The following is an 18,444-nucleotide window of genomic DNA, read 5'->3' as shown; positions in this document are numbered from 1 at the left end:
GACCTGCAGTTTCAAGTTGGCGGAGGCTCGATGCAGAACATCGTGTGATGCGCTCGGTGGACGGCATCGTCACCACAGCCAGGCGTTGGAGTGCGGGACCCGGGACAGGGCGCGGGCATCGCGGCGCGCGGCCGCGTTGCCGATCCGGTTCTGCCGGGACCGGGGCCGGCGCGACTGCCCGGCGAAGAAGCGGCGCCGCCCGGCGTCCTGGAGCCGCCGCCGTTGCTTGCGCAGCTCCGCCTTCCTCTCACCGTCGGTCTTCGGCTTCCGGGGCCGCTTCCAGATCGGCTCCCAGAGCGGCGGCTCATCGAGCACGGCGGCCAGCTCCATGGAGGCTTCGCGGGCGCGGGCGAGGACGTCCTCGATGCCGGGCTCTTCATCCGGGGTGCTCACGCGACTCCTCCTGTGGTCCGGCCCGGCGCGGGATGAGCACCGGGCTCCTGCGTGTGCGACGGCGGGGCCGCCGGGGAGGTGGGCTGGGGTCGGGGGCCGTGGGCGACTGCGCGTTCCCTTACGCCGTCCTGGAGCTTGACGGCCATCTTGGCGACGGCTGCCTCGAACGTCCGGCGGGTCTGCTCCACCGCGGCAACGTCCGTCGCTTGCTCTGGCACGCGGCCGACCTTCCGGTCCATGCGGGTCGGCTGCGGGCGGGACCTCGGGGTGGCGGGTACGACGACGGCGTGTGGCCGGGGGCGGGAGCCCAAGCGGTCCGCGCGGCGTACTGCGTGGTCAAAAACTGGCGGATCCTCACCAAGCTCCGCATCGACCCCGCCCGCGCCACCCACCTCCTGCGCGCCCTGGCCGTGTTGCCGAATCTCGAAGTCAACCGAGGATTTTGATCATCCCCACCTCTGACGCGGAGGGCTCGCACGCTGATCCAGCAGCACGATCCCGGCCCTGTCCTCACAGGGTCGATGACCCACGACTTTCACTGTTCGTCGCGGAAGCTGTTGTATTCGTCATTCATCAGGTCCCAGAAGGACCGGTAGCGGACCGCTCCGGGCAGCCAGTGGGCGAGATACCAGGCTTCCCACTCTCCGTCTGCGGTGACCACGCAGGGGTTGAGCAGGTAGACGTCGGTGGCGTTCGGGGTATGGCTGATCGTCAGGGTGTGCGGCAGGTATTCGGGGCGGAGCGAGGCGGGGTCCTGGGCCTCGCCGTAGACGAAGTACCTCTCGTCACTCACCCGAGGCGCCGTCTCCGTGGGTCCACCCGTCCAGCCTGTGATGAGCTCCGGGTCCAGGTCCCGGCCCCATCCGACTTCCTGGAGCGGCAAGATTCGGTCGATGCCATGGGTTGTGTTGAGCCAGCCGTTGCTGGTCAGCAGGAACTGCCGGTAGCTCGCCGGCAGAACGGTGCCCAGTCGCTGTTCGAGCGCGCTGAGTTCCTCGCCGGTAGCCCCAGCAGCCCCCAGCCAGCGAGCTTTGCGCACTTTGTCGGGAAACGGCTCGGCCCGCTCCTGTTCATGCAGTACAGGGTCGAGCCACTCGTCACTCCACCGTTGCAGCAGATCCCGCCATGCGTAGCAGAGCCCATCATCCTGACTTTGGGTGCTTCCCATGGCGGAAGGTTAAGGGCGAGCACTGACACGCCCTTCGGCCTGTGAAGGCGGGACGGATTCCCAGCCGAGAACAGAATTCAGGCTGGGTATATCGGTCGTCGGTTTCGTCTCCCGCCCCGGCAAAGGCGATCTGTCTCTCGTTGAGAACACGGAACCGTGCCTGTAGTGGGGCGGCGCGGGCCTCACGCGGTGACGGACGATCTACGCCTCAGACCACCGCCCACGACCTGCGCGAGTACCCCGAAAGAGCCACACACCAGCCTTTTGACCTGCACCTTCAAGTTGGCGGAGGCTCGATGCTGTGCACTCCCCGCCACGGTGTCGTGCACTCCCGAGGCGATGCTGAGCACTCCCACCACGATGTCGCGCATCGGATGCGGTGCATCGTCCGGACATCGGATGCGGTGGCGGACATCGGGTGCGGTCCACTCCGCACGATGACATCCACTCCCGGGCCGGTGGTGCGCGACCGGGTGCGGACCGGTGCGCGCACCGCCGGCGCGGCCGCGGGAATGGTGCGCGCACCAACCGTCCCGTGGTGCGCATCGCGGCACGCGGCGCGCTTCTGGGCAGCGCGCGACGCCTCCGTCGCAAGGGGTCGGATCAAGCGAAGTCCCCATATCACACACCCCCTTGACTGCGGTCCCATCGAAGTCCCAAATGCACGTTATGGAGCCCCTGAGAGGGCGTTATGAGGCTTGATTTCCGTTCTGTGGTCGCCTGATCGTGTGAGTCTGGAGCGATTCTGCTGGGCGGTGGGCTTGGCCGTGCTGGGGTGGCTGAGCGCAAGCCGTTTGCCGTACCCGAGCGACTTGTCCGACGAGCGGTGGGCGTTGATCGAGCCCGTGCTGGCTGCGTGGAAGGCCGGGCGGCCCTCGGCCACGGGCCACGAGGGCAGGTACGAGATGCGGGAGATCGTCAACGCGATCCTGTATCAGTCCCGGACGGGCTGTCAGTGGGCCTACCTGCCCAGGCAACCTACCGCCCAGCGGCGCGGTGTACTACTACTTCGGCCTGTGGCGGGACGACGGCACCGACCAGAACCTCCATAACCTGCCAGCGCAGCAGGTCATGGAGGTTCTGCCCCCATTTTCGGCAATGCAACGGGTCAGCCGACGGCACCGAGAATCGGCGCCCAGGTGGGACCGGTGAGTGCCGCCACCGCCTGCTTCTGGGAGAGCGGGGGAGCGTTACGGGTCGGCTTCGGCCTGTTTCCGCTACCGAAGTCGCCGGCGGTGTTCCACTGCACCATCTGAAGCTGGGCGCCGGTCGACTTCAGGGTCACCGTCGTCGTCCAGCGGTGAGCGATGTCGGAGTCGGGGACGGGGTCGGCGCCAATCGGCTGCCTTTCCGCGATCTTCTCCGACATCACCAGGGCTCCGCCGGGAAGCGCGGCGCTGCTCGGCAGTTCGCTCAGCTTGCAGGTGTCGCCGACCTCAGCACGCCCGGCCGTATGGTCGCAGTTCAGCCCTTCGCTGTCCCTGAGCGGCAGCTTGAGCCGCAGGGCCGAGACACCGACGTTGGCGGCGCCGTGCCCGTCGTTGACGTCCACTCCGCCGTTGGCGACCCACCCGCTGGACGGATTCGAGGGGTCGTTGCTCTGTCCGTGCTCCTGGCCGAACCGGCCCCCGGGGAACGTCTTCTTCACAGCATCGATCATCTGGGTGGCGGTGATCGCGGAACGGGGCATCGCCAGCGCCACCGTTTCCATGTCGGATCCTGCGGAGCGAGTCCCGGCGAGCACGCCGGGGAGCACCAGGCCGGCTGCCGCGATCGCGGCGCAGGCGCCGACCCCGGCGATGACGCCCGCGCTGCGCCGACGCCGACTGCGGCTCCGCCCGCGCTCGACGGCTCCGCTCGTGAGCGTGGTGAGATCGGGTTCGAGGGAGTCGGTCGCGCGGTCCAGGGCGTGTGCGAGGTCTGCTTCGAACGGCATGCTGGCGTCACCTTTTCTGTCGCTGATAGGGATTTTGCGGTGGGTTCGACCTGTGTGCACCGGTGTTCAGTGCGGAACCAGGTCGGACAGGCTGTCGCCGAGCAACGCGCGCACCCTGTTGAGTGCCCGGGTGCCCTGGGAGCGGACCGCGCTGCTGCTCAGCTTGAGCATCCGGGCGGTCTCCTCGATGCTGCGGTCCTCCCAGTAGCGCAGCAGCAGCACCGCCCGGTCTCGGGGCGGCAGTTGACCGAGCGCGTCCAGCAGGGTGAGCCGCAGTGCGGCGTCCGGGCCGGCCGCCGCGTTGTCGGGCATGTTCCCGATGGGGCGCTCGCCGGTGCTTCGCCGACGCCGCAGGGTGAGGGAGGTGCGGACCAGAACCGTCTGGGCGTAGGCCGCTGGGCTGTCCGCTCTGGCCACCCGCTTCCAGTGCACGTATACCCGGCTGAGGGTTTCCTGGACCAGGTCCTCGGCAAGATGTGTGTCGCCGGCCGCGAGTACGTACGCCGAGCGGTACAGCGCCTTCGCCCTCGCGGCCACGAACTCCAGGTACTGATCCTCCTGTGCTGATTTCACTCGGCCCCCGACCGTTCTCTTGTTCCGTGATCCCCGTGCATACCCCTCTTGACTACGTGAGACGGCAGGATGTCGCGCGGCAGGAGCACCTTCTTTTCCTGTGGGGCTCGTAAAGTCATCGCTGCAGGTGAGCAGCTGTGTCCATGGTTGTCGGTGGTGGCTGGGACCCTGTCCGGGTGATCGTGTCGCTGTTGTACCGTGCTGCTCGCACGATGCTGTCCGTACCGGCTGTCCTGCTGCGCCGGGACACTGCCAAGGACGCCGAGTTGTTGGTGCTGAGGCATGAGAACACTGTCCTGCGCCGTCAGCTCAAGGGCCCGGTCCGCTACGAGTCGGCCGACCGGTTCTGGTTCTCCGCGCTGTCCTCGCTGATACCGCGGCGCCGCTGGGCCGGCGTCTTCCCCGTCACTCCCGGCACAGTGCTGGCCTGGCACCGCAAGCTGATCGCCAAGAAGTGGGACTGCTCCGCCCGCCGCAGCCGTACCGGCCGACCCCCGACTGTGGCCGCGCTCAGGAAGCTGGTGCTGCGCCTGGCCGGCGAGAATCCCCGGTGGGGCACCGAAGGATCCAGGGCGAACTGGCCCGGCTGGGCCATCCGATCGCACCGTCCACGGTCTGGGGGATCCTGAACGCCGCGGGCATCGACCCGGCTCCACGCCGGTCCGGCCCCAGCTGGCGCGAGTTCCTGACCGCCCAAGCCCAAGGGATCATCGCGGCCGACTTCTTCCACGTGGACACCATGCTCGGAAAGCGCCTGTACGCCATGGCGTTCCTGGAACACGGCACCCGCCAACTGCACATCACCGGCGTCACCGCCCGCCCCACCCGGGCCTGGGCGACGCAGCAGGCCCGCAATCTCGCCGACCAACTCGACACGCGCATGGAGTCCCTGCGCTTCGTGCTGCGCGACCGCGACGCCAAGTACGACCAGTCCTTCGACGCCGTCTTCGAAGCCGAGGACATGGAGGTGCTGCTCAGCGCGCCACGGGCGCCTCGGATGAACGCGCACTGCGAGCGGGTGATCGGCACCGTCCGCCGCGAGGCGCTCGACCACCTCTTGCTCATGAATGAGGCCCACGCCCGGCAAGTCCTTGCCGACTTCGAACGGCACTACAACACGCATCGACCTCACCGGGCCCGAGATCAACGGCCCCCTCACGCCTCCGGGCAGCCAGCCACCGTCCACGGCCTCGACGGCCTCAGACTCCTGCGCACCCGCATCCTCGGCGAGGCTATCAACGAGTACCGGTACGCCGCTTGACCTGCGCCGATGACTTTTCGAGCCCCACACGGTCGGCGTCGTGCCGCTGCCTCCGGAGCAGGCGGAGCCCGCCAAGGCTCCCAAGGCGGCCGTGAGCGCCTTCGAGAAGGGCGTGGCGGCTGGACCGCACCGGGTCTGTGACGGTCCCCAGGGCCCACGTAGAGGCGTTGCCGGACGGGTCGGAGGTCAAGCTCGGGGTGTTCCTGAGCAACAACCGGAGCCGCCGGGCCAAGCTGACCGCCGACAGGCTCCAGGCGCTCGCCGCGCTCGGGCTGGAGTGGGCGGTGTAGATCGGACAGATCAGCTGAACTCTGTGAGTCGGGGCTTAGGTGGCGGTGAAGCCCCCTACAGCGCACTGGTGAGTGCGTTAGGGTGGTCACTTAGTTGACAACTAAGTCGACGACTGTCCGTCCGAACAGGGGCGGAAGACCCCGCAGCAGTGCTGCGGATGGCGACGGGGCCCCCGCCGCGCGCACGGCAAGGACCCCGCGCCCCGCGTTCTGGCGCCGGCCCAGCTCACCTCGAATGAGCTGGGACCGGCATCAGGTCTGAAGCCACCAAGTGCGGACCGTCTGACCTACCCAGAACGCGGTGGCCGATACGGGGGTCATCCAGAGTCGGATGCGTCGCCGCACCTTCTTCCAGTTGACCGACTTCGGCCTCTCGTGCTTCCCCATCGTGATCCCTTCGGGAGAGGGGACCGATGTTCGGACCCCGGGCCCGTGGACCCGCTTGCGATCCCTTCCGAAGGGTTCCTTGCGGGGAAGCTGGCACCAGCCTACGTGGTGTCAGCGGCGCTCACGGACCCTTCGGGAAAGGCGAGTTGGAGCGGCCACAGCGAAGCGTTACCTGGCCGGGCGGCCGGTCCAGCCCTATCGTCCGCCGCAGAGAGTGAAGATGGTTGCTATTGAACCTTCTTCGTGTATTGGGGCGAAGCCTGGCGGCCGGGCGTCCAGGTAACTCTCAGCGAGGCATTCCCGCTATATGTGACCCATGCCACAGCAGAGGCCGCTGTTTGTGCGTGCCTGCACGGGCAGGGGCTACGGCGCGGCGGGGAGAGCTTCTGTGAGGCAGTCCAGGCGCGGGCACAGGTCGAGGCGGCGGATACGGAGCTCGGCATGGAGCTGTGCGCCCGCCTCCAGCCCTTCCAGGACCGCTACGACCAGGCCGTGCGCAACGGCGACGCGGCCCGGCTCACCGGGATCTGTCCGGGCAAGCACGGCCGCTGGGGACGGATCTGCGTCCTGGACGACGGTCACGAGACCTCGATGGAGGAACCGCACTGGGGCCGCAACAGCGCGGGCCGGCCGATCGCGTGGGTGGGCAGCGCGCCCGACGACTGGTGATCGTGCCCGCCCCCAAACCGGAGCGGGCGGCGTGACGTTGGCAGGCAGAACCCCGGGCACGCTGCGGCCCGGGGTTCTTCGCTGACCCGGGTCAGCGGCACCGTGCCCCAGGGCCTACACGCACTCAAGTGCGATGCCGGGGCCCGGAGGCGGTGGCATCGCACTGGTGTGCGTGTAGGCCCTGAGATCTTGGGCCCGGTCCCCCTCTTCCGTGCGTCGCACTGGTTCAGGTCTCGGCGGGCTCCAACGCGTATAGCTCGTAGGGGACGGTTCCGTCGTCGGTGTGCCGGTCGGACGTGCCGATACGGGTGAACCCGGCTTTGGCCAGGACACGGCCGGAGGCCGGGTTGTCGGGGTGGTGCATGGCCTCCAGCCGGTTGAGGCCGGCGGTGGTGAAGGCGACGGAAACGACCTGGTGCGCGGCCTCGGTGGCGTAGCCGTGGCCCCAGGTGTCCTCTCGGAGGATGTAGCTGATGGTGCCCATGGACGGGGTTCGTCGCCGCAGGGCGATCAGGCCGATCAGCACGGCTTCGTCGAGGATGCCCCAGCTCCACTGCGCACGCGGGGTTTCGGCAGCTCGGGCGAGGGCTGCGCGGATCTTCTCGTGAGCCTGATCGAGGGTGAGGGGCTTGCCGGTGGTGTGCCGGATGGAGGCGCCGCTGTAGACGCGGGTGAGGGCGGCGGCGTCATCGGGGCACAGGGCGCGCAGGGTCACCATGCGGCGGTCAGCTCCTTCGCGGTGGGCCGGTCGGCAGGGCTGGGGGCCAGGCACGCGGTGATGACGTCCTCGAACTCAGGGAACGGCCACGGCCGGACATCGCGCAGCACGGTGGTGGTGCCCTTGGCGATGACAGCCAGCTTCTCCAGTCGGTCGGTGGTGTCGTCGTAGGGGACGGGGCGGTGGCCGGCCAGCACCAGAACAGGGCGGCGCCCAGGCTCCAGATGTCGGCGGCTGGCTGTGCCTGGATGTGGGTGTCGGCGGGGGTGGAGAGGATCGCGGTGGCGATCTCGGGGGCGGTGGTGTGGGTGAGGGCTCCCCGGTACGGAGCGCGGCGGCCGTCGCCGGGGCCGCAGGCGAGGGCGTAGTCGATGACCGCCGCGTGGCCGTCGTTCGTGACGAGGGTGTTGGTGGGCTGGACGTCGGCGTGGGCCCAGCCGGCGGCGTGCATCCGGGCAAGGTGCTCCGCCCAGCTGCGGGCGATGCCCGCGAGCCAGGGTCGGACCGCGGCGCGGTCTCCTTCGGGCCCGCGGGCGAGGGCGAGAGCCCGCCACAGGGGTGCGCCGTCGATCCAGTTGACGGCCAGCCACCGGCCGCCCTCCCAAGTCCCGGCGCTCACCCGGTAGTCGGGGCTGAGGGCGCCGGCGGCCGTGAGGTGAAGGAGGTGGTCGTCCTCCTGGGCCATCTCTGCGGCCTTGTCGCGGGCGTTGTCGCCGTCGGGGGTGTTGGCCTTCACCGCGACCGCTCCCTTGGGGCCCTGGACCTTCCAGGCCCGGGAGCCGCGCCGGTCGCTCAGGAGCTGGATCGCGATGGGCTCGCCGGTCTGTCCGGTGAGGAGGGCGACAGCTTCGCCGGGGGGAGGAGGCGTTGGGCCCATGTGCGGATCTCCTTCCACTCGGTGGGGATGTGCTCGAACACGTCGCGGCCGTCGTCGTCGGCTGCGGCGAGCGCGGCGGCCAAGTCGGGGGTCGCGCTCAGGAAGCGTGGGTCGCGGCGACGGACGGCGGCCCTCACGGGGAGGAACGAGGCGGGGGCGGCCGGGATCCGGTGGCCGGCCGCGGTGACTTCCTCTTCTCCCGCGTAGAACTTGCCGAACATCACCCCGACCGGCCCGTAGAGGTTCTTCAGCACCCAGTGCGGCCAGGCCAGCAGGTCACGGTGCCGGGCGCCGGGCACGTCGCCCACCAGGACGATGTTCTCGCACCGCAGGAGACCGTGGGGCCGGTTCAGCAGGGGCCGCAGCCACTCCGCGGCCTCGGCACCCGCGTGGAAGAGCTCCGCCTGGACGGCTTCGGCGTCGCCGTCGGCGCGGTAGACCGTCCAGGTCGTCAGACCCCGCTGGAGGGAGGGAGCCAGGTAGGGGCAGTGGGCGGTCATCTGCCGTGCGTAGTCACGGATGTCCACGGATCTCGGCCGGGTGGTGCTGGCCTCAACGAGGCGCAGCGCCCCGGTGGTGGGCCGGGGCGCTGCGCTGGTGCGGCCGGTGGTCACCGGCGGGCGGTCTCCGGCTGGTCGGGCACGATGTCGCCGTCGCCGCCGGCGGGGCCGCAGTCCCACTCGGCGACAACGGTGCCGCTCTCCTGGTAGCGGGCGATGGCGGCCTGGTCGACGTTGCCGTGGGCGTCGGTGAACCAGATCTCCGGCAGCGGTCCGTACGCCTCTTCGTAGGCGGCGACCCAGGCGATCGGGCCGTGGCCGTTGTTCGCGACGTGACGGATGGGCTGGCCGGCGGTCTCCTGGCACAGGGCCGCGTAGGCGGGGGTGCCGAGCAGTTCGTGCCAGGCCGCGTCCACGGCCGGGGAGAACATCTCGGGTGCGGACTGGCCGTCCTTGAAGCGCTGGCCGGTGATGGTCATGAACCGGCGCAGCTCGGTCGTTGCGGTACTCACGGTGGTGCCCCTCTCTGTGTCGAGTGGTGCTCTCCCGGCCCGGGTTGGGCCGGGGTGTGGTGCCGTGCACCGCGCACCCGGGAGATCGGTCCCGGGTGCGCGATGGTCTCAGGGGGCCGGGACGGCCTGGGGTGCGATGCCTGCGAGGCGGTCCAGGCGCTCGTACAGGGCACGTACGAGCCGGGCGCGGCCCTGGGCGCAGCGCGCGGTGCCCTCCAGCGGGACGGACAGGCGGCGGTCGGCTTCCTCGAGGACGACGTCGGCGAGGGCGCGGGCGGCGTGGTCTTCGGGCAACAGTTCCGCGGCGCGGCGGACGTCGGCGGCGACGGCGCGGGCGGCGCCTGTGAGCAGCAGCACGATTTGTTCAAGGTCTGCGGGCGGCAGGCCGGGGTTGCCGGTCCATCCCAGCACGGCTTTGACGAGGCACTTGTGGAGCTCCCGGTCGAGGGGGAGTTCCGCTTCGAGGCGTCCTTCGGGGTCGTGGAGGACCAGGTGCGTGCTGCTCATCGGTGCCTCGCCGGGTCGTGGGTTGCGGGCGGCACGGTCTCGTTCGTCGGACGTCGACCGCATCCCGACGGTAGGGGCGGGCGGGATGCGGTAGGACTGACCGTGAGTACGGGTTTCGGTGCGCAGGGCGACCGGGGAGCAGGCCGGTATGGGCAGGCCGCGACGAACATCAGCAGGTGCCGTGAGCGGGTTCGTGCTGCGCCTGGTCCGCGAGTCGATGCCGCGCACGCAGGCTGCCTTGGCGGAGGTCCTGGGCGTGGACGTGGAGACGCTGCAGGGCTGGGAGTCGGGGCGGCGTCCGTTGGCGAACATGCGGGCCGGGGCGCTGCCGGAGTTGCGCCGGCGGTTGCCTCCGCTCGGTGCGGACGTGGCGCTGGTGCCGTGGCTGGACGCGGCGATGGACGCGGACCGGATCATCGCGGCCGGGCTGGACGGCGAGGTCGGCGGTCCGCACCCGCTGGCCGGGTGGGTGCACACCCAGGACACCGCGCACATGCTGGCCTGGGCGCTGAACGGCACCGTCCCGCCGGCGCTCGCCGGGCGGTTACCTAGGCCCCGGCGCGGTCCGGTCGCCGTCGCGCCGCAGCTGGCGGCCGCGGCCAGGGCGGTGTTCTTCGATCACCTGCGGGGCACGACCGAGGCGGCGGCCCGGCAGGGCGAGGGTGGGGTGCTGCTGCACCGCCAGGCGCTCTACCTCGCCTCGTACGACCGAGGGCCGGACGCGGCCGCGTGGACCGCGCACACCCTTCACCGCCGTCGTGACGTGCTGGCCCGGCGGGGCTGGTCGCCGCACTGGGCGGAGGCCCGCTCCACCGCGACCGCGCTCGCCCGCCTGGGAGATCCGCAGCCGCTGCTGGACTTCAACGACCGCGCCCTGGCCGACGACGACACCGCGGAGGCCGCGAACCTGAACTACTGGGCGCTGTGGCTGGGGGCGCTGCCGCTGCCGCAGCCGGACGACGCCTTCATGCGAGACCGGGACCTGTCGAGCTGGGATCCGGTGACCCTGCTGCGGGGCCTGGCCCGCGGGCTGCACCTGGCACCCGGCTACGTCGACCTGTACGCGCACTCGCTGTGGGCGCTGCTGACGGCCTTCCCGTGGCTGGCGCAGGCCGCCGGGCCGCTCGCGGGCCCGCTGCGTGAGCAGGCCGGCCAACTCCTGGACGGAGCAACGCTGTCGGCGAGATCGCGGCGCGAGCTCGCCCACGTCCACTACGTTTTCGATCACAACCGCTGACACCGGAGGACCGCATGGCCAACGACACCACCCAGGGCACCGCGAGCTTCATCTCCGAGATGGGCGTGCTCAAGCGCGTCGCACGGACCGGCTGGTGGTTCACCGGCAACAAGGCCCCCGAATCCGTGGCGGAGCACTCCTTCCGCGTCGGGGTGATCGGCTCGGTGCTCGCCATGATGGAAGGCGCAGACCCGGCCCGGGTCGCCCTGATGTGCCTCTTCCACGACAGCCAGGAGACGCGGGTCGGCGACATCCCGCACATCGGCCGGAAGTACATCAGGGCCGCCCCGAACGGCGAGGTGACCGCCGACCAAGTCGCCAACGCCCACCCGGCCGTACGCACCGGGGTACAGAGCGCGGTCGACGAATACGAGGCCGCCGAAACCCCGGAGGCGATCGTCGCCCGCGACGCCGACAAGCTCGAATGCCTGGTCCAGGCGGTGGAATACCGGGAGCAGGGCTACAGCCTCACCCAGAACTGGATCGACACCAGCCTCGCCTCGCTCCAGACACCGTCCGCGAAGGCCCTGGCCGACGCCGCGCTGAGCATGGACTCGCTCCAGTGGCAGAAGAACTTCCTGCCCTGACCGATCCAGCCGCCACCGTCATCGGACGGCGCGACTGCATGGAGCCGGGCCCCGGGGGCGTTGATCCCCCGGGGCCCGTGGTGTGACCGGCTCGGGGTCAGCTCTGGTTGTCCTCCGGGTCGGTGAGCCAGTTGACGACGTCGGCGTCGGTCATCCGGACCGCCTGCGTCTCGTGGGCGTCGCCCTGCTGGACGACGTGGAAGCGGCCCGGCTGGGGGTGACGCTGCTTCGGGGCGGGGCCGGCCATCGGGGCGAGGCGCCGCCAGGTGTCGGCCGTGAACCGCGCCAGGATCACCGTGGCGAACTGCTCGCGGGTCTCCGGTCCGAGGACGGTGGTGTGGGGCCGCCCGTCGAAGATGACGTGGACGCGGGCCGTGCGTCCCGCCCAGAGGGCGTCCTCGAGCGCGGTGATGGCCGGGGACGTCTTCGGGTCACCCTTCTGCCGGGACGTCTCCCAGTAACGGGCGAGCTGCCGCAGCGTGGCGTGGGCCTCGTCGATCGCGACGATCAGCCGCGGCACGTCCTCCAGGTCGCCGTTGAGGTCGAGGCGGCGCTTGAGTTCGTCGGCGAGGCCGACCAGGGCGTCGTGGATGCCGGCGATGTTGCCGCGGTGGGTCACCGTGGGCAGGGCCCTCGCCCACAGGTGGGAGATCCGCTTGGGGTCGAGCACCAGGGCGTGGGCGCCCTGGTGCAGGAACTGGGCGGTCAGGGAGCGCAGCATCGTGGTGCTGCCGCCGCCGCTGGCGGTGCAGACCAGGACGTGCGGGGCTTCGACGTCCAGGTCGACGGCGATGGCCCGCCCGTCGGTGCTGATGCCGATGAGGGCGGTCCCCTCGGGCAGCGCCTCTATCTGCTCGCGCAGGTCGGGGGCGGAGAAGCTCAGCATCTTCGGGAGCGCGGTCTTCTTCATGGGTGTGTTCCTCTTCTGTGCGGTGCCTGGCGAACCGGGTGTTCTCCAGGGCTGGGGGGATCGTGTCGGCGAAACCGGACAGGTCCGGTTCGGCCGGTGTCGGCGGACTGGCGGATCAGTCCAGGTCGGTGGTGCCGGTGGCGGCGCGGGGCCGGTTGCGGGCCCACTTCTTGAGGTCGCCGACGCGGTAGAGGAGTTCGGCGCCGCGCTTGTCGACCGAGTTGGGGAAGGTGCGGTCGTTGGCGCGGGCGTAGCGCAGGGCTGCGACGGTGATGTCCGGCAGGTGCTGCTGGTGGGCCTCTCGCAGTCCCACCGCCTGGTCGTCGTCGGCCGGGGCCGGGTTCGTCGGCGACGTCGCTGCGGGGCTGCCTGAGTCGACGGCCGGGGTCTTCGTGCTCCAGGCGTCGAGGACGTCGGCGTCGAGGACGTCGGCGTCGACGGCCGCCGTGGGATCGGTTGTGGGCGTGAGGGCCGGGGCGCTGGTACTCCAGGCGTCGGTCAGGAAGTCTGCGGGTGCCGGAGTCGGCTTCTGCAGCTGCACCGGGCCCTGCCTGACGGGGGTGGCGTCGCGCCGCGAGCCGGTGGCCGCTGCGCCGGTGGTGGCCCACTGGCGGGCTTCGGCCTCGGTGAAGAACAGCACCTGCGTCTCGCTGGCGGAGCCGCCGATGACGACTTGGGCGCGGCCCGGGTGCTTCGTGGACTTCGGCGCGGGATGGACTTCCGGGGCGAGCATGCGCCAGGCGTTCACGCTGTAGCGGGCCAGGATGCGGGTGGAGAACTGCTCGCGGACCTCCGGGCCCCCAAGGGCGCGGGCGGTCGCGGACTGGGCGACCAGGAGGACGTGCATGCGCAGCTGGCGGCCCATGTAGAGGATCTCGTTGAGCGCGTCGACGGCCGGGAGACCTTCGGGTCGCCGGACTCGCGGGCCTTCTCCCAGTAGCGGGCCAGCTGCTTCATCGTCGCGTTGATCTCTTCGAGGAGGATCAGCAGGCGGGGGCCGATGGCTTTCGGGTCGGCGTCGATGCCCAGTTCGTCGGCGACCCGAGTGCGGCGCCGGCCTTCCATGCCGAGCTCGATGAGCTGGTCGTGGATGTCGGCGATGTCGGCGCAGTAGGTGACGTTCGAGATGCCGCGCGCCCACGGGTGGGAGATCCGCTTGGTGTCCAGGACGAACACGTGCGAGCCGTGGTGGAGCATCTGGCAGGCAATACAGCGCAGGGTCACCGACTTGCCGCCGCCCGTACTGGCGTTGACCAGGATGTGCGGGGATTCGGCGTCCAGGTCGACCGAGACGATCCGCCCGCCGGCACCGAACCCGATGATCGGCGCGGACTCCTTGGCCTTGACCACCAGCTCTCGCGTCTTGGGGTCCTTGAAAAGGGCCTTCGCCGGGGGCTTACGGGTCTTCTTCACCAGCACGTACGGCGTGCGGCCCTCGGGGTGCCAGGAGAACGTCACGCCCTCCAGGGCGAGCTTCTGGGTGATGAGGTCGGAGACGACGTCGCGGGAGAAGCCCAGGCGCCTGGACAGGTCGATGCGCATCTCCGCGTCGTCGTCGGAGAAGTTCTTCGGGATGTGGAGGTAGCGGCGCGGCTCGGTCTGCTCCGCGTATCCGAGCGGCTGGTGGAGTGCGTCGTGCAGCGGGCCGACCCACTCGCGCATCAGCTCCCGGCGCTCCCGGGTCAGCACCATGTACGCCGCGCTGCCCACGGTCAGCACCGACGCCGCGCCGATCCCGCCGGGCTCCAGCGCGGCGAGCGCCGTCTCCCGGTTGTCCCACAGTTCCTGGAAGGTCTGCATGGTGGCGTCCAGGTCCTGGGTGGCCAGGTAGCCGCTCTCCGCGACCCCGGCCCCCAGCGCGACGCGGAAGGACAGGCGCCGCCACCCGGGCTTGTAGGAGCGGCGCCGGACCTTGCCCTCCACCTTCGGCAGGACCCGGGTGCCCGCGTGCCAGAACGTGGCGTCGGTGCGCTTCATGCCGTCCAGGTCCCGGCCGGCCAGGATCCGGCCGATCCCGAACATGAGGGATTCGGCGTCCTTCTCCACCTGCTTGTCGAACTTCGTCTGTGCCATGGCCATGCCCTTTCGATCTGCGTCCCGGCACCTCACACCTGGAAGTGGACACGAAGGGTAAAAGCGTTGGCCTGTGGATAGAGTCCGGCGATTTGTGGGCCCGGAGCAGCGATCTGTGGACAACTCCGCGGACCAAAAATCCGCAGGCGCCCCGACTGTGACGAAGCATCACAGTTGGCAAATCAGCACGCTTGTTGGCAAACGTCGCTGATGTCGCTCTGCGTTACGGGCACGCGAGATGTCCTGTCGCACTGAAGCTGGCGGATTCTCACTCGGTCTCATCCATGTTGTCGGACTCTCACTTCCGCGCGCCGGGAAGCATCTTCTACCTCGTTCGGGTGGTTTGGTCTCACTTTGCAGGCCGAGTTCTCATCGGTCCTGGCACGGTCGCTTGCAACATGCACGCGAGGGCCGGAGGTACCGATGCACCCGGGGCTGGTCGATGTGTCCCGATGGCCCACGGCTGGGCGGAGGAGTGCCTGGTGTGCTTCCGGACGCACTCGGTCCAGGCGGTCCATGACTGAAACGTCACGGTGCACGCCGACTAGGGCGAATGCAAACCTGAGCGCAGTGCCTTCACCAGGCCCAAGCTTGAGACGATCTTCAGCTAATCGCCGACCGCGACGGTCTACACCGTGAACTTCCCGGTGGATAGGAGCTCTCCGGTGCCCGGGTGGCGGGCAGTGAGACCCATAGCGGGAAACGCGCCGTTGTGGATGCGAAGGGCGACCGTTGCAGTGGAGACCCCTCGTACGGCGCTTCCCTCACCCCATAGTGGGGTGGACACGCATAATCCCGACAAAAGGAGCACTGCATGACACCACGCACCAAGCTCGTACGGCGGACCACCCGAATGATCCAAGCGGCAGCCGTCTCGCTTACTGCCCTCGCCGCGCTCCTCGTGCAGGCACCCACGGCCGCCGCCGCGGACATCTGCGACCACAAGGTCGGCGGAGACATTCTCATTGCCTACACCGCCACCGGCGGCAAGGGCGGGCCACTCGGCTGCCCCACCACCAACGAGCTGGTCACCCCCGACGGCGCCGGTCGCTACAACCATTTCACCGGCGGCAGCATCTACTGGACCGCGCAGACCGGCGCACACCCCGTATGGGGCGCGATCCGCGACAAGTGGGAGGCCCTGGGCTGGGAAACCGGCAAGCTCGGCTACCCCACGTCCGACGAGCTGACCAACCCCGACGGCACCGGCAAGCGGCAGACGTTCCAGGGTGGCACCGTCTACTGGCACCCCTCCTACGGTGCGCACCCCGTGTGGGGGAAAATCGGCGAACTCTGGGGCCAATACGGATGGGAAGACGGAGCGTTCGGTTACCCCGCCTCGGATGAGCAGTGGGACGAGAACTACAAGTCCATCTATCAGCGTTACTCGAAGAACAACCTCGTCCTGTTCTGGTCCGCCGGCAACGGCGTCGAAGGCTGCAACGGGGAATGCGTCGGCTATTCCGGCACCACCGGCACAGACTGGTTCCGCGAGCTCCGCGTCGAGATCCCGTACGGCACGAGCAACGTCGTCGTCCGCGCGTTCCCGACCGACGCCGGATTCAGGAAAGCTCGCAGCGACTTCCAAGGCGGCTGGTCCCAGATGTGGTCCCTCGCCCCCTACCCGAACGACGTCAGCCAGACCGAACACAACTCCCTGTACGAGCAGTACGCCTGCCACGCGAAGTTCGCCTTCCGAATCTGGCCCGGCGAGTGGAACACCGGCGTCAGCTTCGACCTCGAATCGTGGCGCAGCGACATCGGCATGGAGGACGCCACCAGCCTGACGAAGTTCCTCAGCCACACCTGCGAGTGGGACTGACCAACAGAACCCTGTGGGCCCCCAGCCTTGGCTGGGGGCCATCGGGAGATTCAGATAGGGCTACTGACCTGCGAAGGTACAACCGCAGCCCAGTTCAGTCCGGAACTGGACCGTGTTGGCCAGGCCGTTGACCCGCGGCGTTGCACGAGCCCCGATTCCGCGAGAGCCGACTCGATTGAGAACGGCACCCGACTTCGCTCCCCCACCACCTGGCAGACCTGCAGGTCAGAGTTCCATCAGCTGCCAACTCGGATGAGACGGGACACGAGACCGCTGCGCACACCCGCCCACGGCGTGGGCATCGACCCGCACGATCACAGCCCTTTCCACCGCCTCGGTCGCCGGGTTCAGGGCGCACGGGTGCGGGCCCCGACCTGTCCCGGTCGGGGCCCGCACGGTCAGTGGGGGGTCAGCTTGGCTGATCGCCGGTGTACCGGTAGATCTCGCTGGCGCTGGTGACGTGCCACACGGTGCCGTCGGCGCCTGCGGCGATGTCGGTGGCGTTGCCGGGGCCGGGGATGTTGACCCACGGGTTCGCGTCGTTGTTGGTGTACCGGTAGATGGCTCCGCCGGGGTTGACGCCCCACACGTTGGTCCGGGAGCCCACCGCGATGCGGCTGAGACCGCCGGTGATGTTCTTCCACGGGTTCGAGCTGTCCTGGTCCCCGGTGTACCGGAAGATCTGGTTGCCGCTGTTGACGCCCCACACGGTGCCGTCGGCGCCCGCGCCGATGTCGCTCAGCGCACCCGGGATCTTGAGCCACGGGTTGGCGTCGATGTTCGTGTACCGGAAGATCTCACTGGCCGGGTTGACGCCCCACACGTTCGTCCGGGAACCCGCGTCGATGCGGCTGAGACCGCCGGTGATGTTCTTCCACGGGTTCGAGCTGTCCTGGTCCCCGGTGTACCGGAAGATCTGGTTGCCGCCGTTGACGCCCCACACGGTGCCGTCGGCACCCGCACCGATGTCACTCAGCGCCCCCACGGGGCTGACCCACGGGTTGGCGTCGAAGTTCGTGTAATGGAAGATGCTGCTCGCCGCGTTCACCCCCCACACCGTCGTCCTGGACCCCGCCGAGATGGCCGAGAGACTGCCCGTGACCTTCACCCAATCCGCCATGCCGAAACACCTTTCCTTGAACCGGTATCAGCTCTCATTCTTGGCGGTGAGGCACGTCGCGAAAGCAGGTGAATGCTTGCCCTAATATCAAACAAGCCAGAAAATCGGTGTTTTAAATCCTGTCGCCTTGCAATGCGGCAACAGAGGCGCGTCGGGCAGCGGTGTTTTCGGCTCGAAGTGCTGTCCCACCTGCCGGGGATCGACACGAGCAGCGCTCCATGCGTCCCGCCGGGCGGCCTCACCAAAGACACCGAGACCCACCTACGGCACGCCCGTACAAGCTGCAAAATTCCCCCGCTTGAGTGGCTGATGAGTCGCGGGTTATCGCGGTGGGAAGTGCTGCGGCGCAGTGACCAGCCATGCGAGAGGAAAAGTGACCGTGGACACAAGCCAGGTAACCGTGGAGCAATTCGTGGCTTGAGACCGCCGACGATTCCGGGAACGAATCCTGGGACGGCAGGGTCAGCAAGACGGAGTGGCTCGCGTTCGCCCGGAGTGAGAGGGGTCAGCCCGAAGGGATGTGGGACGAGCAGGAGGCCATCAAGCTGTTCGACGATCTCGACTCGGACAAGTCAGGGTTCCTCGACCGGGACGACGCCAGGGCCGTTCTGGAGCGCGAATGAGCGAAGCGCGAGGCCGCCACTCTCAGGGTGAACAAGCTCAAGCCCCCGTATCCGTCAAGGGCTCGGACTCCAGGGAGTCGACGTGGTCGATGCCGCAGTCATCTGCTCCTTCCAGGGCCGCAGTCCAGACCATCAGCCCTTCTATGCATACCTCCACGACCTCCTGCCGGACTACGCGGCGCAATCCTCGGAGGGGTAGATCACGATCCTGATCGCGCGCTGCCGACTAACCTGCGTCGCCTTTGCCAACTACGTGGCGTCATAACTCTTTGACCAGCAGC

The 18,444-nt window shown here is 69.2% G+C and carries 19 protein-coding genes and 3 pseudogenes; 8 read left to right on the top strand and 14 right to left on the bottom strand.

Annotation, left to right across the window (positions count from 1 at the left end):
• Window positions 1-69 precede the first annotated feature (69 nt).
• Window positions 70-393 (bottom strand): hypothetical protein, encoded by a 324-nt coding sequence (locus tag ACIPEK_RS36055; RefSeq protein WP_402005130.1) that lies wholly within the window; start codon window positions 391-393, stop codon window positions 70-72.
• A complete protein-coding gene (locus ACIPEK_RS36050; RefSeq protein ID WP_402005127.1) occupies window positions 390-611 on the bottom strand; it encodes a hypothetical protein in 222 nt (73 codons plus the stop codon). The genes ACIPEK_RS36055 and ACIPEK_RS36050 overlap by 4 nt, the downstream gene beginning before the upstream one ends.
• Here ACIPEK_RS36050 and ACIPEK_RS36045 point away from each other — a divergent pair.
• A complete protein-coding gene (locus tag ACIPEK_RS36045) occupies window positions 600-839 on the top strand; it encodes a hypothetical protein (RefSeq protein WP_402005124.1) in 240 nt (79 codons plus the stop codon). The genes ACIPEK_RS36050 and ACIPEK_RS36045 overlap by 12 nt on opposite strands.
• An 89-nt stretch (window positions 840-928) precedes the next feature.
• Here ACIPEK_RS36045 and ACIPEK_RS36040 read toward each other — a convergent pair whose 3' ends face one another.
• Entirely contained in the window at window positions 929-1,561 is a 633-nt protein-coding gene (locus ACIPEK_RS36040) for an SMI1/KNR4 family protein (RefSeq protein WP_402005121.1), read from the bottom strand.
• Window positions 1,562-2,340: 779 nt separating this feature from the next.
• Here ACIPEK_RS36040 and ACIPEK_RS36035 point away from each other — a divergent pair.
• Window positions 2,341-2,638: pseudogene (locus ACIPEK_RS36035) on the top strand (transposase); the annotation flags it as partial.
• A 31-nt stretch (window positions 2,639-2,669) separates the two neighbouring features.
• Here ACIPEK_RS36035 and ACIPEK_RS36030 read toward each other — a convergent pair.
• Window positions 2,670-3,497: a hypothetical protein gene (locus ACIPEK_RS36030; RefSeq protein ID WP_402005118.1), complete on the bottom strand. Its 828-nt coding sequence runs from the start codon at window positions 3,495-3,497 to the stop codon at window positions 2,670-2,672.
• A 66-nt stretch (window positions 3,498-3,563) separates the two neighbouring features.
• Window positions 3,564-4,070 (bottom strand): SigE family RNA polymerase sigma factor, encoded by a 507-nt coding sequence (locus ACIPEK_RS36025; protein ID WP_398634087.1) that lies wholly within the window; start codon window positions 4,068-4,070, stop codon window positions 3,564-3,566.
• Window positions 4,071-4,246: 176 nt separating this feature from the next.
• Between ACIPEK_RS36025 and ACIPEK_RS36020 the strand changes: the two are divergent.
• The 3 genes and pseudogenes from ACIPEK_RS36020 (at window position 4,247) to ACIPEK_RS36010 (ending at window position 6,677) form a co-directional block, all read left to right on the top strand.
• Window positions 4,247-5,331 (top strand): annotated as a pseudogene (locus ACIPEK_RS36020) (integrase core domain-containing protein).
• 31 nt (window positions 5,332-5,362) lie between these two features.
• Window positions 5,363-5,621, top strand: a pseudogene (locus ACIPEK_RS36015) (helicase associated domain-containing protein); the annotation flags it as partial.
• 828 nt (window positions 5,622-6,449) lie between these two features.
• Window positions 6,450-6,677, top strand: coding sequence for a hypothetical protein (locus ACIPEK_RS36010; protein WP_402005115.1), 228 nt, complete (start codon window positions 6,450-6,452; stop codon window positions 6,675-6,677).
• 226 nt (window positions 6,678-6,903) lie between these two features.
• Here ACIPEK_RS36010 and ACIPEK_RS36005 read toward each other — a convergent pair whose 3' ends face one another.
• From ACIPEK_RS36005 to ACIPEK_RS35985, 5 genes are all read right to left on the bottom strand, one after another.
• Window positions 6,904-7,395: a GNAT family N-acetyltransferase gene (locus ACIPEK_RS36005; RefSeq protein ID WP_402005112.1), complete on the bottom strand. Its 492-nt coding sequence runs from the start codon at window positions 7,393-7,395 to the stop codon at window positions 6,904-6,906.
• Window positions 7,396-7,402: 7 nt separating this feature from the next.
• Window positions 7,403-8,272, bottom strand: coding sequence for a hypothetical protein (locus ACIPEK_RS36000; RefSeq protein ID WP_402005109.1), 870 nt, complete (start codon window positions 8,270-8,272; stop codon window positions 7,403-7,405).
• Window positions 8,188-8,886 (bottom strand): DUF6875 domain-containing protein, encoded by a 699-nt coding sequence (locus ACIPEK_RS35995; RefSeq protein ID WP_402005106.1) that lies wholly within the window; start codon window positions 8,884-8,886, stop codon window positions 8,188-8,190. The genes ACIPEK_RS36000 and ACIPEK_RS35995 overlap by 85 nt, the downstream gene beginning before the upstream one ends.
• Window positions 8,883-9,284 (bottom strand): hypothetical protein, encoded by a 402-nt coding sequence (locus ACIPEK_RS35990; RefSeq protein WP_402005104.1) that lies wholly within the window; start codon window positions 9,282-9,284, stop codon window positions 8,883-8,885. Before ACIPEK_RS35990 ends, ACIPEK_RS35995 begins: the two co-directional genes overlap by 4 nt.
• Window positions 9,285-9,392: 108 nt before the next feature.
• Window positions 9,393-9,791 (bottom strand): DUF6415 family natural product biosynthesis protein, encoded by a 399-nt coding sequence (locus tag ACIPEK_RS35985; RefSeq protein ID WP_402005101.1) that lies wholly within the window; start codon window positions 9,789-9,791, stop codon window positions 9,393-9,395.
• A gap of 181 nt (window positions 9,792-9,972) precedes the next feature.
• Between ACIPEK_RS35985 and ACIPEK_RS35980 the strand changes: the two genes are divergently transcribed.
• Together ACIPEK_RS35980 and ACIPEK_RS35975 are read left to right on the top strand one after the other, a co-directional pair.
• A complete protein-coding gene (locus tag ACIPEK_RS35980) occupies window positions 9,973-11,028 on the top strand; it encodes a helix-turn-helix domain-containing protein (protein WP_402005098.1) in 1,056 nt (351 codons plus the stop codon).
• Between the two features lie 14 nt (window positions 11,029-11,042).
• Entirely contained in the window at window positions 11,043-11,615 is a 573-nt protein-coding gene (locus tag ACIPEK_RS35975; RefSeq protein ID WP_402005095.1) for an HD family hydrolase, read from the top strand.
• 97 nt (window positions 11,616-11,712) lie between these two features.
• On the opposite strand, the gene ACIPEK_RS35970 is transcribed toward ACIPEK_RS35975, so the two are convergent.
• The 3 genes from ACIPEK_RS35970 to ACIPEK_RS35960 form a co-directional block, all read right to left on the bottom strand.
• On the bottom strand, window positions 11,713-12,525 hold the full coding sequence (locus ACIPEK_RS35970; protein WP_402005092.1) for a hypothetical protein: 813 nt from the start codon (window positions 12,523-12,525) through the stop codon (window positions 11,713-11,715).
• A 115-nt stretch (window positions 12,526-12,640) separates the two neighbouring features.
• Window positions 12,641-13,372 (bottom strand): hypothetical protein, encoded by a 732-nt coding sequence (locus ACIPEK_RS35965; RefSeq protein ID WP_402005089.1) that lies wholly within the window; start codon window positions 13,370-13,372, stop codon window positions 12,641-12,643.
• Window positions 13,270-14,598: a helicase HerA domain-containing protein gene (locus tag ACIPEK_RS35960; protein WP_402005082.1), complete on the bottom strand. Its 1,329-nt coding sequence runs from the start codon at window positions 14,596-14,598 to the stop codon at window positions 13,270-13,272. Before ACIPEK_RS35960 ends, ACIPEK_RS35965 begins: the two co-directional genes overlap by 103 nt.
• 814 nt (window positions 14,599-15,412) lie before the next feature.
• Between ACIPEK_RS35960 and ACIPEK_RS35955 the strand changes: the two genes are divergently transcribed.
• Window positions 15,413-16,420, top strand: coding sequence for an LGFP repeat-containing protein (locus ACIPEK_RS35955; RefSeq protein ID WP_402005080.1), 1,008 nt, complete (start codon window positions 15,413-15,415; stop codon window positions 16,418-16,420).
• 409 nt (window positions 16,421-16,829) lie between these two features.
• Here the strand turns inward: ACIPEK_RS35955 and ACIPEK_RS35950 are convergent, their stop codons facing one another.
• Window positions 16,830-17,540 (bottom strand): tectonin domain-containing protein, encoded by a 711-nt coding sequence (locus tag ACIPEK_RS35950; RefSeq protein ID WP_402005077.1) that lies wholly within the window; start codon window positions 17,538-17,540, stop codon window positions 16,830-16,832.
• Window positions 17,541-18,444 lie beyond the last annotated feature (904 nt).

Origin of the sequence: Streptomyces sp. NPDC088246 (assembly GCF_044741025.1) — a bacterium.
Taxonomy (GTDB): Bacteria; Actinomycetota; Actinomycetes; order Streptomycetales; family Streptomycetaceae; genus Streptomyces.
Note: the sequence above shows the minus strand (reverse complement) of the source record. Positions and strands in the feature narration are given on the sequence as shown.

Coding starts and splice junctions, on each gene's coding strand:
- ACIPEK_RS36040 (WP_402005121.1), bottom strand. CDS start 1,561: ATGGGAAGCACCCAAAGTCAGGATGATGGGCTCTGCTACGCATGGCGG.
- ACIPEK_RS36030 (WP_402005118.1), bottom strand. CDS start 3,497: ATGCCGTTCGAAGCAGACCTCGCACACGCCCTGGACCGCGCGACCGAC.
- ACIPEK_RS36010 (WP_402005115.1), top strand. CDS start 6,450: ATGGAGCTGTGCGCCCGCCTCCAGCCCTTCCAGGACCGCTACGACCAG.
- ACIPEK_RS36005 (WP_402005112.1), bottom strand. CDS start 7,395: ATGGTGACCCTGCGCGCCCTGTGCCCCGATGACGCCGCCGCCCTCACC.
- ACIPEK_RS36000 (WP_402005109.1), bottom strand. CDS start 8,272: ATGGGCCCAACGCCTCCTCCCCCCGGCGAAGCTGTCGCCCTCCTCACC.
- ACIPEK_RS35985 (WP_402005101.1), bottom strand. CDS start 9,791: ATGAGCAGCACGCACCTGGTCCTCCACGACCCCGAAGGACGCCTCGAA.
- ACIPEK_RS35975 (WP_402005095.1), top strand. CDS start 11,043: ATGGCCAACGACACCACCCAGGGCACCGCGAGCTTCATCTCCGAGATG.
- ACIPEK_RS35970 (WP_402005092.1), bottom strand. CDS start 12,525: ATGAAGAAGACCGCGCTCCCGAAGATGCTGAGCTTCTCCGCCCCCGAC.
- ACIPEK_RS35965 (WP_402005089.1), bottom strand. CDS start 13,372: ATGCACGTCCTCCTGGTCGCCCAGTCCGCGACCGCCCGCGCCCTTGGG.
- ACIPEK_RS35960 (WP_402005082.1), bottom strand. CDS start 14,598: ATGGCACAGACGAAGTTCGACAAGCAGGTGGAGAAGGACGCCGAATCC.
- ACIPEK_RS35955 (WP_402005080.1), top strand. CDS start 15,413: ATGACACCACGCACCAAGCTCGTACGGCGGACCACCCGAATGATCCAA.
- ACIPEK_RS35950 (WP_402005077.1), bottom strand. CDS start 17,540: ATGGCGGATTGGGTGAAGGTCACGGGCAGTCTCTCGGCCATCTCGGCG.